Source organism: Paeniglutamicibacter quisquiliarum (assembly GCF_019084045.1).
In the GTDB taxonomy this organism is placed as follows: Bacteria; Actinomycetota; Actinomycetes; order Actinomycetales; family Micrococcaceae; genus Paeniglutamicibacter; species Paeniglutamicibacter quisquiliarum.
The window spans coordinates 112,548-127,437 of record NZ_JAHRED010000005.1; the positions used below are offsets into that span (position 1 = coordinate 112,548).

Consider the following 14,890-nt stretch of genomic DNA (forward strand, 5'->3'; position numbering starts at 1 on the left):
GTGGCACCGGCCGCGCGGGCCGCGCCGGCTATCCACACCCCGGAGCGGGAAAGTGCGCCGGCGCCGGGGACCAGGCACGGGGCACGGGCGGAAAGGACACGAACATGCGCACCCAACCATCCACCATCGAATACGTGGACGACGAAGGCACCCGCATCCGCGTGGTGCGCTCGGCCAAGCGCAAGAAGACGATCTCCGGGGCCTGGCGGCAGGACACCATGGTGGTTTCCGTCCCCGCCGGCTTGACGGAGCACGCCGAGCGCATGCTGGTGGCCGACATGGTCAAGAAGGTCATGCGCAAGGTCGCCCGCGGCACCGCCGCCGATCCCGATGCGATCCTGGCGGACAGGGCACGGGCCATGGACGCGGAGCTCTTTGGCGGGCGCGCCGACCCGGCCTCGGTGAGCTGGGTGTCCAACCAAAACCGGCGCTGGGGTTCGGCCAGCCTGCACAGCCGCCGGATCCGGCTTTCGGACAGGCTGCGGGCGATGCCGCAGTGGGTGCAGGACTACGTGCTGGCCCATGAACTGGCCCACCTGGTGGAGCCGCGCGACGGCCACGGCCCGCGGTTCAAGGCGGCACTGTCCCGCTACCCGCGGGTGCACGATGCCAACATCTTCCTCTCCGGGGTCAGCCACGGCTACCACGCCGCGGCCAGGCCGGGGACGCATCCACTCCCCGGGGACCTGCCGTTGGGCGGGGACGACGACTTCGACGATGTCGATGACTTCGACGCGGGGGACCCGGGGGAGCTGGGCCAAGCCGCCGGATAGCGCCTCCGCCGCGGTGCCCCGACGATGCCCTCCGCCGCGGTGCCCGTGCCACTCCGTCGCCCGCGGGGTCCGACGCAGGGCACCCAGGCAAGGACAGTCGGCAAAGGAAAAGGCGGGTCCCGCGCATAATTGCACGGGACCCGCCTTGCAGCAGACGCTGCCTACTTGTCCGTCGGGCCCTGCGGCTCGGTGCCCTTGCCGCCGTCGGTGGGGTTCTCCGGCTTCCCGGAGTCCTCCCCGGTCTCGGCGTCGTCGCCACTGCCGGTCGCGGGCTCGTCGAAGCCGCCGTCCAGCAACTTGCTCAGCGCCGCATCGATGTCGTCCATGCTGGCCTCGGCCAGCTGGCGGCGCGGGGTGAAGCCCTGCGGGTCCTGGAGGTCCTCGTCGGTGGGCAGCAGGTCGGGGTGCGCCCAGATGGCGTCGCGCCCCTCCATGCCGCGTTCCTCCAGCAGGTGCGCCCAGAGGGCGGCGGCCTCGCGCAGGCGCCGCGGACGCAGCTCCAGTCCCACCAGCGAGGCAAAGGCGTTCTCGGCCGGCCCGCCGGCGGCCCGGCGCCGGCGGATGGTCTCGCGCAGCCCGGAGGCGCTGGGCAGGTTCACCGCGGCAGCGGCCACGACCTCGTCGACCCATCCCTCGATGAGGGCCAGCACCAGTTCCAGCTTGGACAGCGCCGACTCCTGGGCCGCGGTGCGCTTGGGCATGAACAGACCTTCGCCCATCAGCGACTGGAAGGACTCGGGGTTCATCGGGTCGATGTCGCGCACGGCTTCCTCGATGCGCGACATGTCGATGTGGATGCCGCGGGCATAGGCCTCGACAGCGGAAATCACCGAGGAGCGCAGCCACGGAACCCGGTTGAAGAGCCGGACATGGGCGCATTCGCGCAGCGCGGCGAAGAGCAGGATCTCCTGTTCCGGGACCTCCAGGCCCTCGCCGAAGGCGGCGATGTTCGTGGGCACCAGTGCCGGGGCGGAGCCGGCCAGCGGCAGCCCGATGTCGGTGGCGCCCAGCACGTCCTTGGCCAGCCCGCCCACGGCGGTGCCCAGCTGCATGCCGAACATGGTTCCGCCCAGGGACTGGAGCATGCCCTGGGCCCCGCCCATCATGGGTCGCATCTGCTCGGGGATCTGCTCGCTCAAAGCGCTGGTGATCGCCTTGCCCACGCTCAGGGCGACGGGCGTGGTCAGCGACTTCCACACCGGCATGGTCTTTTCGACCCACTCGGCGCGGGAGAAGGCGCGGCATTCGCTGCCGTCGGCCTCGAACACGGTGGCGGCATCGAGCCACATCTCGGCCAGCCGGGCAGCGTTGGCCACGGCCGAGGCCCGGTTCGCGGACAGCGAGGGGTCGTCCCCGGCAATGGCCTGGCGGGCCGCATCGGTGGCCATCTTCCAGTTCACCGGGCCGCCATCGCCCTTGGACATCGCCGCCATCATGGCCTGGGCCTGCTGCATCATCTGCGCCATGGCCTCGGGGTTGTTGGACAGGCCCATGGCCTCGCCCAGGCCCTCGGGCAGGTTCTTGGGGTCGAATCCGCCGGCGCCGCCAAAGAGTGAGCCGAACATCTCGGAGAACGGGTCCTTCGCGTTCTCGTCGTCGTTGTCGGAGTCGTCGGGTCGGTTAGATGGGGGATTTTCAGCCATGGTTCAACGGTACCCCCGGGTCGCGGGATCGGCCCATGATCTGAAGTTACAGTTCGCTGTGGGCACATCGGAAAACACTGTGAGGACGGCGGGCGGGCAGCATGCCGCCGACGCCGGTGCCGGTGCGGGCTTGTAGGCTGGAGGTTGCCGCGGCGCACGGCAATTGCCTGCGCCCCGAGCCAGAACAACGGCAAGGAAAGAGGAACTCGTGCCAGCAGCGCATGAAGGAGCAGGGCCGGGGCACGGCCGGCACACCGACGTGGACCGGGGAACGCGCCCGGGGACGGACGGCGCCGACCACCGGCCGCTGACGCACCGCTGGCCGGAGGGCGATCCGCACGGTGCCGGGCTGCGCGGCAAGCGCGCGTGGGCAGGCTGGATCGCCATGGGGCTCATCGCGGTTTCCACCCTTTTGCCCACCCACTTCGTGGTCGAGTCCGCGGGCCCGACCCTGAACACCATTGGCAGCGTCGAGGGCACCCGGCTGCTGGAAATCAGCGGGGCCAAGACCTACCCCACCTCCGGGGAACTCGACATGACCACGGTCTACGTCCAGGGCGGCGGCCAGCAACGGCTGCCCTTCTTCAGTGTGCTCTGGGGCTGGATCAACCCCGACGAGGACGTGGTCCCCGAGGAGATGGTGCTGCCGCGCGGCACCACCACGACGGAACAAAGCGAACAAAACACCCTGATGATGGATGACTCCCAGCAACTCTCCACCGCCGCGGCGCTGCACGAGCTGGACATTCCCTTCACCAGCCACCTGGGCGTGGTCGGGTTCGCCACCGAACGGAATTCCGGCGTGCTGAAGATCTCCGACCGGCTCGAGACGATCAACGGGCGCAAGATCACCGACCTTGAATCGCTGAAGAAGCAGCTCGATGAGGCGGGGGAGGCGCCCAGCAAGCTCGGGATCACCCGCGGCGGGAAGTCGCAGACCGTCACCGTGAGCACCGAGGCGGGACCCCAGGGGCAGCGCCAGCTGGGGATCCTGCTCTCGGGCAGCTTCGACTTCCCCATCGAGGCGAAGTTCGGGCTGGAAAACGTCGGGGGCCCCAGCGCCGGGATGATGTTCGCCCTGGCGATCGTCGACCAGCTCACCGAGGGGGAAATGACCGGCGGCAGGCACTTCGCCGGAACCGGAGCCATCACCGCCGAGGGAAAAGTCGAACCCATCGGCGGCATCGCCCAGAAACTCGTCGGCGCCAAGGACCATGGGGCCAAGTACTTCCTGGCCCCGGCCGGGAACTGCGACGACATCGCGGGCCGGATCCCCGACGGGCTCGATGTCATCAAGGTGGCCACGCTTTCCGAGGCCCGGGCCGCGGTCGAGGGGATCGGCGCGGGCCAGGACCCCGCCGCCTTCCCGGCCTGCGGCTAGCCTGACCGCACGCTGAACGGGTGCCGGTTCGGGGCCGCGGGCCCGGCACCCTCCGGCACGGGTCACAATCGCCTCACATTTCCGCGACATCATCCTTTGGGGTGCTTCCCCGGGCGCCGCGGCAAGGCAGAATAGGGAACAAAGACACAATCCAGGCGCGTTTCCCGCGCGTCGAACGTTCCAACTGTGAGGTAAAAATTGAGTTTTGGCACAGGCAGCCCCTTTGAAGGCCCCCCGCGGGGCCCCGAAGGCCGTCCCGACCCGCAGCGGCCCCAGCGACGTCCGTCCCCGCTGATGCCCACGATCATCGTGATCGGCATCCTCGTTGCCGCTTTCGTGTTCGTCTCCAGCGTCTACGCCGACGTGCTCTGGTACAACCAGCTCGGCTTCGAGCGCGTGTTCTGGACCGAGTACCTGTCCAAGGCTGCGATCTTCGTGGTGGCATTCCTGCTCATGGCCTTCGCGACCTGGATCTCGCTGCGCCTGGCGTACCGCTCGCGTCCGGTCTACGCCCCGGACGGACAGCGCCAGGATGCGATGTCCAAGTACCAGTCGCAGCTTGAGCCCATGCGCCGCCTGCTGATGATCGGGATCCCGGTCGTCATCGGCGTCTTCGCGGCCACCGCCGTGACCTCGCAGTGGAAAGAGGTGCTGCTGTTCTTCAACCAGGTCAATTTCAATGAGACCGACCCGCAGTTCGGCCTGGACCTGTCCTTCTACATGTTCTCGCTGCCATTCATCGGCCTGCTCACCGGGTACCTGATCTCGGTCGTGCTCATTGCCGGGATCGCCGGCCTGCTCACCCACTACCTCTATGGCGGAATCCGCATCGAGGAGCGCGGCGGCGTTGTCATCGGCAAGCCGGCCCGCATCCACATTGCCGTCTTCGCGGTCGGCTTCCTGCTGCTGCAGGCAGTGAACTTCTGGGTCGACCGCTACTCCACGCTGCTCTCGCAAAACGGCCGCGTGGCCGGCGCCCTGTACACCGACGTGCACGCGGTGATCCCGACCAAGACCATCCTGGCCATCGCCGCGGTGCTGGTCGCGGTGACCTTCATCGTCGCGGCCATCATGGGCCGCTGGCGCCTGCCGATCATCGGCACCGCGATGCTGCTGGTGACGGTCATCGTCGCCGGGGGCATCTACCCGTTCATCGTGCAGCAGTACCAGGTCATCCCGTCGGAAAAGACGCTGGAACGCGAGTTCATCCAGAAGAACATCGACATGACGCGCAAGGCCTACGGCCTGGACTCGGTCGAGGAGACGGCGTATGACGTCCAGCTGAACCCGCAGAAGAACGCGTTGGCCAAGGACAGTGCCACCACCACGAACATCCGCCTGCTTGACCCGAACCTGGTCTCGGCCGCGTTCGACCAGCTGCAGCAGTTCCGCACCTATTACAAGTTCACCCCGACGCTGAACGTGGACAGGTACGAGATCGACGGCGTCACCGAGGACACCGTCATCGGCGTGCGCGAGGTGAACGTGGACACCACCGATTCCTGGGTCAACCAGCACATCACCTACACCCACGGCTACGGCCTGGTCGCCGCCTTCGGCAACCGCGTGGCGGCCGGCGGGCGCCCCGACTTCATGCTCAGTGGCATCCCGACCCAGGGCGTGCTGGCCAGCGACGAGACCTACCAGCCGCGCATCTACTTCGGCGAAATGTCCCCGGACTACTCCATCGTCGGCGGGCCCGAGGGCTGGGAGCCGCGCGAGCTTGACCGCCCGGCCTCCGGCTCGGGCAGCCAGGACACCCGCAACACCTTCGACGGCGACGGCGGACCCTCCGTCGGCAACTTCTTCAACCGCCTGGTGTACTCGCTGAAGTTCGCCTCGACGGACCTCCTGCTCTCCGACGCAATCAACTCCGAGTCGCAGATCCTCTACGACCGCAACCCGAAACAGCGCGTGGAGAAGGTTGCCCCGTACCTGACGGTGGACTCGAACGCCTACCCGGCGATCGTTGACGGGCGCGTGCAGTGGATCGTCGATGCCTACACCACCTCGAACAACTACCCGTACTCCAAGCAGCAGGCGCTGGCCTCCGCGGTCACCGACTCGCTGACCGGCGGCACCCGCGCCGTCACGCAGACCGGGCAGATCAACTACATCCGCAACTCGGTCAAGGCGACGGTTGACGCCTACGACGGTTCCGTCACGCTCTACGCATGGGAGCCGGAAGAGCCGCTGCTGCAGGCCTGGCAGAAGGTGTTCCCGACGAACATCAAGTCCTACAAGGACATGTCCGCGGAGCTGATGAGCCACGTGCGCTACCCGGAGGACCTGTTCAAGGTGCAGCGCGAGCTGCTTTCCACGTACCATGTGACCGATCCCGGCGGATACTACGACGCCAACGATGCGTGGTCGGTTCCCTCCGACCCGACGCAGTCCAACGCGAGCATCAAGCAGCCCCCGTACTACCTGTCGCTGAAGATGCCGAAGCAGGAGAAGGAAGCCTTCTCGCTGACCTCGACATTCATCCCGCAGACCGCCGCAGGCGGCCAGCAGCGCAACGTGCTCTTCGGCTTCCTGGCAGCGGAGGCCGATGCAGGCACCGAGGCCGGCGTGAAGGCCGAGGGCTACGGCAAGCTGCGCCTGCTTGCCATCCCGCGCGAGCTCTCCGTGCCCGGCCCCGGCCAGGCACAGCAGAACTTCGACTCCAACGCGACCGTGTCGCAGGCGCTGAACCTGCTGCGCCAGGGTGCCTCGGAGGTCAAGAACGGCAACCTGCTCTCGCTGCCGGTTGGCGGCGGCATCCTCTACGTCCAGCCGGTCTATGTGCAGTCCTCGGGCCAGACGTCCTACCCGACCCTGCGCAAGGTGCTGGTTGCCTTTGGCGACAGGGTCGGCTTCGCCGACACGTTGGCCGAAGCGCTGGACCAGGTGTTCCAGGGAACCTCGGGTGCAGTCACCAGCGAGAACGGCGAAGGGGGCGAAGCCGAGGAGCCAGGAACCCCGCCTGCGACCCAGACGGCCGAGCAGCAGCTCAGCGCCGCCCTCAGTGACGCCAATGCGGCCATCACCGCCGGCCAGGCAGCACTGGCCGAGGGCGACTTCGCCAAGTACGGCGAGGAGCAGGCCAAGCTGCAGGATGCGCTTGAGCGCGCAACCGAGGCCCAGGATGCACTGACGGGTGCCGCTGCACCCACCGATGCGCCAGCTCCATCGGCGCCCGCCTCCGAGGCCCCGGCCACGGAGACCCCAGCGCCGTAAGGCAAAGGGAGTTCCCAGGGGGATCAACCCGGTGTCGCACTGCCACGCATGTGAGCAGGGCGACACCACCAGGATTTGCTAACTGTTCACCCAATCGGCGATGATTGTTATATCGCCGCGGGGTGGAGCAGTTCGGTAGCTCGCCGGGCTCATAACCCGGAGGTCACAGGTTCAAATCCTGTCCCCGCCACGAATGAAGGACCCCGACCAGGGAAACCAGGTCGGGGTCCTTCCCTTTTGCCCGGTCGACATCGCCGGCGGCAGGTAATTTCACCGAAACCGTCAGGCCATGCAGAAAACGATCAAAGTGTCGCTGGAGACGGGTCGAACGCACTGCCCGGAAAGCGAACCATCGACGAAAACGATGCCCGATTAGGCACGACGGGAACACGCTGGTACTGTTGTATCTACCGACGCGGGGTGGAGCAGTTCGGTAGCTCGCCGGGCTCATAACCCGGAGGTCACAGGTTCAAATCCTGTCCCCGCCACAAAGAAATGTTCCGTGGTCCTGATTCAGGACCACGGAACATTTGTTTAAGGTCGGCGCCCGTACCAGCCTTCCAGAGGCTTCCCCAAAGGCCCCGGGACCACCTCGTGTGAGCACGCCAAAATCCGAGAAATGCCGGATGACGTAAGGTTTTACCTTCTCGTAGGGCTGAGGTCATAGACTTGCTTGGTAAGTGGTCAGCTCGCCGTAAGTCGAGCTTTGTCGAGTTCATGTGAGGTAAGGCCAACATGCCGGAGCAGCCAACGTCGAAAAACGGTGTGCCAGCGAAGAACACCGTCCCAGCCGACGTCACCGGTGATGCGACTGCCAAGACCCCTGGAACACCTCCGAACGCTTCCGCTAAGCCCGGTCCTCCCAGAACAAACCAAGTCACTCCGGCGGGCACGCAAGAAGAGTCGATTGGAAAGCCCTCAGGCAACAAGGGTTCCACGCAGGCACCCGGAGTAGCTGGTACGGCCGAACCAGACGTGGCAATCCCGCCGAAGCCCACTGTCCTCACCTCCAACAAAACCAAGCCGACGGCTGGTGCGTCTGCAAAGCCGGTGGTTCCTGCGCCTGTCCCGGGCGTGGTCAAGGCGGGTTCGCCCGCCAAGCCCGTGGCTTCTGCGCCAATTCCGGGCCCAGTCAAGCCGAATTCGCCTGCCGAGCCGGTGGTCCCTGCGCGAGCCCCAGGCCCGGCCAAGCCGGTCGTTGCGGGACCTGTACCGGGTTCCGCCAAGGCGGGTTCGCCTGCCAAGCCGGTGGTTTCCGCGCCGGTGCCGGGCCCAGTCAAGACGAATTCACCTGCCCAGCCGGTCGCTATTGCGCCCACTCCGGGTCCCGCCAAGGCCGGTTCTTCCGCCAAGCCGGTGGTTCCTGCGCCCGCTCCGGGCGTGGTCAAAGCGGGTTCGCCTGCCAAACCGGCCGCTGGTGGACCTATTCCGGGTTCCGCCAAGGCGGGTTCGCCTGCCAAGCCGGTGGTTCCTGCGCCCGCTCCGGGCCAGGCTAAGACCAGTTCCCCGACCAATGCGGCGCCAGGCGCCAAGCCCGATACCCCGACCGTCCGGCAACCGATTCCCACAGCGACAAATCGCTCGGGTGCCTCCACGCAGAAACCCGACGGCCGACCGGCACCGACAAAGCCCGAGACAGCGAAAAAACCAGATGCCGCCACAAGCGCTGGGAAGAACGTCACCGGCAAGACTCCGGCAGCCGTCCAGCAATCCACCGCTTCCACCCCACACAAGTCCGATAAGGCTGATGCGTCCGTCAACACCGGGACCGGCCCTGCCGCGGCCTCCGGTGCAATTCCGGTTGCCGGGCCCGCGCGGGGCTTGCAGGACGATGGAAAGACATTGGTCGGCGCTCCTGCGAATGGCCAGGCGCCCGCAATCACTGCCACAAGTCGGAAGACGGCAGGTGCTCCCGCGAAGGCGGTTGACGAACCGATAGCCAAGCCAGAAGCATCGATCCGCGAAGTGAACAGCGACACGGCGAAGCAAGCGGCCGAGGAAACATCGCCTGCCCATGCAGCTGGCACTTCCTCGACGCCCGAAAAACCCGAAGCCGTTCCCCTCACTGAATCGCCTGCCGACGTCAGGAAACCTGAAACAGCGGCTGTGACGCAGGAATCCAAGGAACCCGCCGCACCGGGCGAACCCAAGGCGAACGAGCCAAATGCCGGGGATCCCGCGGTGAATCCAGCTGCGGGCACCGGGGGACGGGTCAACGCCGAGCCGGCCTCCAACGGTGATCGCCCGAAATCGGAGGCCGAGTTCAAGGCCCCGGTGGAACCTGCCGCGTCGACCGTACCCGTCGAAGCGTCTGGGGACCCGCATTCCCTTTCCGCCCAGAAAAATGCCGGAGCAACAGGTGGCATCTTCGTGGCGTTGACGATCGTTTCGTTCGTCCTGGAAGTTGCGCTGTTGGGCGCGCTGGGTATTTGGGCCATGACAATGCTGCCCTTCAGCCCCGTCGTCTCAGTCATCATCGCCGTGCTGCCCGTATTCATCTTCTGGGCACTGTTCATGTCGCCAAAGGCAAACCTGCGCTTGTCCCAGCCGTATCATGCGGTCGTGGCCCACCTGCTATTTGCCGCCGGTTCCGGTCTGCTCGCCATCGCGGGGCAACCGGTGCTGGCAGTGTGCATGGGAGTTTTGACGGCAATCAGCCTGGCGCTGACCGTCGCGGTCCGGGGCCAGAACGTGGAAAGCCGCAAGAAGGCCACCGGACGTCGCTCAGCCCGCTGATAGGAGGCTTCCCGGACAGGAACGCCCGGGATCTCTCCCCGGGTGCTCAGGGCAGCAGCACAGCCACGAGTCCACCGAGGAAGCCTGCGGCCAGCCCTGCGCCGAGCGTCACGGCGAGGTAGTTGCCGGCCATGGCACGGGCTCCCGAGCGCCACAACGACACCACAGCCACCACGAAGGTGCTCATCGTGCTCAGTCCGCCGCCGATGCCCAAAATCAAGGCGATCACCAGCAGGCCCGGGATCCCGGCGAGGGAATCGGCTGCCCAGCCGATTCCGTGGCCCCCGGCCCAGGCCGCCGCGGCGCCAACCAGGAAACACGCCGCGGTGTTCGCGGCCAGGATGCCCAACGGGAAGACCCGGGCGCCCGATTGCGCACGACGATGTTGCCCCGCGGAGATGCGGATGTCTAGCAGATAGCGTCCCAGGGCGCCCAGGGACCCTGCCAGCGCAATGACCATGAACCCGCCGAGCCCCAGCTGGCTCATGGGGTCTCTCCTGCGTCAGGATCCCCGGCGCGGGGAAGGTCCTGGCCGGAGGATTTCGGATCCTTGCTGCCGGCCAGGGCACGCTCCACCCAAGACATCGAAGCCCAGGCGGCCACCGCGCAAATCAGTAGCGAAAGCAGCAGATTCAACAGGGCCTCGGCCGGGGTCGTACCCAGTGCAAAGAGGATCAGCGCCGAAAAGGTGGTGAAGGCACCGAGGAACCCGGTGCCGATTCCCGCGCGCAGCCAGCTTGGGCCGCGGTGGGTGATCTGCCAGTAGCTGGTCAAGGCCGCCAAGGCTGCAGTGCCGGTGACGTTGATGGCCAAGGTAGTGGCGGGGAACCCCGGGGCGTCGGGGAACCAGAGACCGAGTCCCACGCGCAGCGCGGCGCCGCAGAAACCGCCCGCAGCCACGGCCGCCAGGTTTCGGCCGGTGACACGCGGCGGCGCGCCGCGGGATGCGGTGTTGCCCATTCCAGGTGGCCCGTTGGGTGCGCCCAAGTCAGCTTGCCGTTTTCGGGGCTATGCGACCCGGGGCGCGGGAAGCACCCAGAGCATCGTGGCGTCGATGATGCCCAACTCCGGATGGGGCAGGGGGATGGTGCTGCCGGGGGAGATGCCCAGGTCCGTGCACCGGCGAAGCAGTGCCGGGTCTTCGTCGCTGATCCGGGACACGATTGCCCGGTTGGGGGAGCCTGCTGCCATGAAGCGGTCGAGGCGGATCGCCGGGGGCATGGCCAGTGTGCCGTCCGGGCCCGGGATCGGGTCGCCGTGCGGATCCGTGGCGGGGTGCCCCAAGCGCGCGGCCAGGGCCTCGATGAAGCGGGCCGAGACGGTGTGCTCCAGGAGTTCTGCCTCCTCGTGCACCTCGTCCCAGCCGTAGCCGAGCTCTTTGAGCAGGAACGTTTCGATCAGGCGGTGGCGGCGCACCACGTTCAGCGCCGCCAGCCGCCCGGCCGGGGTGAAGGTGATGGCCCCGTAGCGCGGGTGGACCAGCAGGTCCTTGCCGGCCAGCTTGGACACCATGGCGGTGGCCGAGGCCGGGGCAACGCCCAGCTGTGCGGCGATGTTGCCGGTGGTGACAGGGTCGTCTTCCCACTCGGTCAGCGCGTAGAGCGCCTTGAGGTAGTTTTCCTCGCTGGGGGTCAACGCTGCGCGGGCCATCAGCGGCCCAGGTTAAGGATTTCCAGTGCCGCGTCGTGGACCAGGCCGTTGCTGGCAACGGCGTTTCCGCCGTTGCAGCCCTCGACTCCCTCAACGGAAGTGAAACGCCCGCCGGCCTCGCGCACGATGGGCACCAGGGCAGCCATGTCATAGAGGTTCAGTTCCGGTTCGGCCGCCAGGTCGACGGCGCCCTCGGCCACCATGCAGTAGGACCAGAAGTCCCCGTAGGCGCGGGTGCGCCACATGGCGTCGGTGAGGTTGAGCATGTTCCCCAGCTGGTCGCGTTCCTTCCAGCCCGAGAGCGAGGAGTACGACAGCGAGGCATCCTCCAGCTTGGCCACGGAGGAGACCTGCAGCCTGTGGGCGCTGGCCATCGACCGTCCGGTGTAGGCGCCCATGTCCTTGGCGGCCCACCAGCGGCGGTTCAGCGCAGGGGCTGAGACCAGCCCGACAACGGGCTCCCCGTCGTCGATCAGCGCGATCAGCGTGGCCCACACCGGGACGCCGCGAATGAAGTTCTTGGTCCCGTCGATCGGGTCGATGACCCAGTGCCGGTTGGACTTGCCGGTGGTGCCGAATTCCTCGCCGGTGATGGCGTCGCGCGGACGAGCCCGGGAGATGTGCGACCGGATGGCTTCCTCCGCCGCCTTGTCTGCATCCGAGACCGGGGTCAAATCCGGCTTGGTCTCCACCACCAGGTCCACGGCGTTGAAGCGCGAGAGGGTCAGGGCGTCGACCGAGTCGGCAATGACGTGGGCCAGGCGCAGGTCATCGTTGTAGGTCATGACATCGGTTTTCATAACCTTAAACCTATCCCACAAGGCGGCGGCAGTCCTGCAAGATGTCGGGACGGCGGCGCCGGAGCGTGCCGGACAGCGCCCGGGTGTGCGCTTGCGCACACCCGGGCACCGGGCTAGGCGGTACCCAGCTCCTTGGCCTCGGCGGTTTCGTCCTGTCCCAGCAACCGGCGGAAGGAATCGAGCCGGGCGATGCCCACCGGGCCCGCCTCCCCGGAGGCGACCCAGGAATCGAGTGCGCACTGGGGTTCGGTGGCCTTGTGGGTGCAGCCGCGGGCGCACTTGTTGGCGATCGGGACCAGGTCGTCGAAGGCGTTGAGGATGTTTTCCGGGTCGACCAGGGCCAGGCCGAAGGAGCGGATGCCGGGGGTGTCGATGATCCAGCTGCCGGCGGGCGCGTCGTCGATGCGCAACGCCAGAGCGGAGGAGGAGGTGTGCCGGCCGCGGCCGGTGACGGCGTTGACGTTGCCGGTGGCCCGCTGCGCGCCGGTGAGGGCGTTGACCAGCGTGGACTTGCCCACGCCCGAGTGCCCGATGACGACCGAGACCTTGGAGGCGAGGTGCTCGCGCAATTCCTCCACCGGGGTGCCGGCCAGCCGGGCCGAAAGCCCGTCGGCGCTTCGGGCGTCGATGCCGGTGGCCGATTCGTCGGTGGTGCGCGAGACCACGATGTCGATGTCCAGGTGCCGGTAGTTCTCCAGGAACGGCTCCGGGTCCCGCACATCGGCCTTGGTGATGCACAGCAACGGGTGGATCCCCGCGTCGAAGGCGGCGACGATGGCCCTGTCGATGAACCCGGTGCGCGGCTCCGGGTTTGCGGCGGCCACCACGATGACCAGCTGGTCGACGTTCGCCACGACCACGCGCTCCACCGGGTCGGTGTCGTCGGCGCTGCGGCGCAGCAGGGTGCTGCGGTCTTCGATGCGCACCAGCCGCGCCAGCGTGTCGGGCTCCCCGGAGGTGTCGCCCACCAGCGCCACGAAGTCGCCGGGCACCACCGGATTGCGGCGCAGCTCGCGGGCGCGGGCGGCAATCACGATCCGCTCCTCGGGGGTGTCCTCGTCAAGGATGGCCCGGTAGCGGCCGCGGTCCACCGTGATGATCCGTCCGATGAGCGCGTCCTCGTAGGCCGGGCGGTCCTTGGTGCGGGGGCGTGATCCTTTTTTGTTGGGCCGGATGCGGACATCCGATTCGTCCCAATCCCGTGTGTTGCGTGTCATGTGCTTAGCGCGAGGCCTTCCCGCTGGCGGCCAGCGTGGTCCAAAGTGTGGGGAAATCCGGCATGGTCTTTGCCGTGGTGGCGATGTCGACGACCTTCACCCCGGGCACCGCCAGGCCGATGATGGCCCCGGCGGTGGCCATGCGGTGGTCGGCGTAGGTTTCGAAGCTTCCGCCGTGCAGCGGGGCCGGTTCGATCAACAGCCCGTCATCCAGCTCGGTGACCCTGCCGCCGAGGTTGTTGAGTTCGGTCACGAGCGCCGCGAGCCTGTCGGTCTCGTGGCCGCGCAGGTGGGCGATGCCGGTCAGCCGGGATGGGCCGGTCGCCAGCGCGCAGATGGCCGCCAGTGTCGGGGCCAGTTCGGAGGCATCGGCGTAGTCGATGCCGGAGATCTCCTGCGGTCCGGTCAGCTGCAGGGTGCCGTCGTCCAGGTGTTCGACGCGCGCCCCCATGCGGCTGAGGATACTGCGCCACTGGTCGCCGACCTGGGTTGTCACGCCGGGCCAATGCGGGATCCGCACGGTGCCGCCGGTGACCATGGCGGCGCCGAGGAACGGACCGGCGTTGGACAGGTCAGGTTCCATGGTGCGCTCGAAGGCGCTGATCTTCCCGGGTTCGACCTTCCAGCTGCGCTCGTCCGGGCGGGTGATGACGACGCCGAGCTCGCGCAGGGTCTGCACCGTCATCTCGATGTGGTCCGGGCTGGCGATGCGGCCCGGGGCCGCGACGATCTCCATGCCGTGCACGGTTCGCGCGGCGACGAGCATCAGGGCGCTGATGAACTGGGAGGAGCCCGAGGCGTCGAGCACGATGCGCCCGCCGGGCAGGGTTCCGGTGCCGTTCACGGTTGCCGGCAGCAATCCCGGCGCCCCGTGCTCGGTGACCGGGACCCCGAGGTCGGAAAGCGCGGTGAGCACCGGGGCCATGGGGCGCAGGCGTGCATGCGGGTCGCCGTCGAAGGTGAAGGAGCCGCGGGCCAGAGCCGCCAACGGGGGGACGAAGCGCATGACGGTCCCGGCCAGGCCGCAGTCGATGTCCACCTGGCCCATCTCGGCCTCGAGATCCATCGGGGTGATGCGAAGCTCTAGGGTGCCGTCGGGGGCGTCGATGGTTTCGATGCCGGTGCCCAGGGCGCGCAGGGCTCCGATCATCAGGTCCGAGTCCCGGGACGCCAGCGCGTTGGAAATGCGCGAGGGCCCGTCGGCCAGGGCAGCGAGCAGCAAGTACCTGTTGGTCAACGACTTGGACGCCGGGACGACGACGGTGCCGTCAACGGGGTGCGCGGGGTGCGGGGCGTCCCACGTGGTGTCCAGGGTTTCTTGGGTGCTCAACGGCTGCCTCCGGGTCTCAAGGGATGCCGCGGGTCGTGGCGCGGCGGTGATTTGGGGGAGTAGGGAATGGGGTCTGGGTCGCTGGCGGCGCCGTTGCCGCCGGTGGTGGCTTCCTGCCGTGTGCGGGAAACACCGATGGAA

The 14,890-nt window shown here is 67.7% G+C and carries 11 protein-coding genes and 2 tRNA genes; 6 read left to right on the top strand and 7 right to left on the bottom strand.

Features of this window, described 5'->3' with window-relative positions; translation table 11 throughout:
- Positions 1–104: 104 nt before the first annotated feature.
- Positions 105–773: a SprT-like domain-containing protein gene (locus KRR55_RS10790; RefSeq protein ID WP_217389093.1), complete on the top strand. Its 669-nt coding sequence runs from the start codon at positions 105–107 to the stop codon at positions 771–773.
- Positions 774–934: 161 nt separating this feature from the next.
- On the opposite strand, the gene KRR55_RS10795 is transcribed toward KRR55_RS10790, so the two are convergent.
- Positions 935–2,416 (bottom strand): zinc-dependent metalloprotease, encoded by a 1,482-nt coding sequence (locus KRR55_RS10795; RefSeq protein WP_217389094.1) that lies wholly within the window; start codon positions 2,414–2,416, stop codon positions 935–937.
- Positions 2,417–2,624: 208 nt separating this feature from the next.
- On the opposite strand from KRR55_RS10795, the gene KRR55_RS20670 reads away from it, so the two are divergent.
- The 5 genes from KRR55_RS20670 (at position 2,625) to KRR55_RS20675 (ending at position 9,752) form a co-directional block, all read left to right on the top strand.
- The gene (locus KRR55_RS20670; RefSeq protein ID WP_217389095.1) at positions 2,625–3,797 is read left to right on the top strand and encodes a YlbL family protein; all 1,173 of its coding nucleotides are present in this window, start codon (positions 2,625–2,627) and stop codon (positions 3,795–3,797) included.
- Positions 3,798–4,091: 294 nt separating this feature from the next.
- Complete coding sequence (locus KRR55_RS10805; RefSeq protein WP_217389096.1) at positions 4,092–7,016, top strand: UPF0182 family membrane protein; 2,925 nt, start codon at positions 4,092–4,094, stop codon at positions 7,014–7,016.
- A 116-nt stretch (positions 7,017–7,132) separates the two neighbouring features.
- A tRNA-Met gene (locus KRR55_RS10810) sits at positions 7,133–7,206 on the top strand.
- A 224-nt stretch (positions 7,207–7,430) separates the two neighbouring features.
- Positions 7,431–7,504, top strand: a tRNA-Met gene (locus KRR55_RS10815).
- A gap of 1,477 nt (positions 7,505–8,981) precedes the next feature.
- Positions 8,982–9,752, top strand: coding sequence for a YrdB family protein (locus tag KRR55_RS20675; RefSeq protein WP_217389097.1), 771 nt, complete (start codon positions 8,982–8,984; stop codon positions 9,750–9,752).
- 46 nt (positions 9,753–9,798) lie between these two features.
- On the opposite strand, the gene KRR55_RS10825 is transcribed toward KRR55_RS20675, so the two are convergent.
- The 6 genes from KRR55_RS10825 to aroA all read right to left on the bottom strand — a co-directional run bounded on the left by KRR55_RS10825 (position 9,799) and on the right by aroA (position 14,749).
- Positions 9,799–10,239 (bottom strand): fluoride efflux transporter FluC, encoded by a 441-nt coding sequence (locus tag KRR55_RS10825; RefSeq protein WP_217389098.1) that lies wholly within the window; start codon positions 10,237–10,239, stop codon positions 9,799–9,801.
- A complete protein-coding gene (locus tag KRR55_RS10830; protein ID WP_217389099.1) occupies positions 10,236–10,712 on the bottom strand; it encodes a fluoride efflux transporter FluC in 477 nt (158 codons plus the stop codon). Before KRR55_RS10830 ends, KRR55_RS10825 begins: the two co-directional genes overlap by 4 nt.
- A 48-nt stretch (positions 10,713–10,760) precedes the next feature.
- Positions 10,761–11,402 carry a metal-dependent transcriptional regulator gene (locus KRR55_RS10835; RefSeq protein ID WP_217389100.1) on the bottom strand — a complete coding sequence of 214 codons (642 nt, stop codon included), beginning with the start codon at positions 11,400–11,402 and terminating at the stop codon, positions 10,761–10,763.
- Positions 11,402–12,202 carry a histidinol-phosphatase gene (hisN, locus tag KRR55_RS10840; protein WP_217389101.1) on the bottom strand — a complete coding sequence of 267 codons (801 nt, stop codon included), beginning with the start codon at positions 12,200–12,202 and terminating at the stop codon, positions 11,402–11,404. Before hisN ends, KRR55_RS10835 begins: the two co-directional genes overlap by 1 nt.
- Before the next feature lie 113 nt (positions 12,203–12,315).
- A complete protein-coding gene (rsgA, locus tag KRR55_RS10845; protein ID WP_217389102.1) occupies positions 12,316–13,419 on the bottom strand; it encodes a ribosome small subunit-dependent GTPase A in 1,104 nt (367 codons plus the stop codon).
- Positions 13,420–13,423: 4 nt separating this feature from the next.
- Complete coding sequence (aroA, locus tag KRR55_RS10850) at positions 13,424–14,749, bottom strand: 3-phosphoshikimate 1-carboxyvinyltransferase (protein WP_217389103.1); 1,326 nt, start codon at positions 14,747–14,749, stop codon at positions 13,424–13,426.
- Positions 14,750–14,890 lie beyond the last annotated feature (141 nt).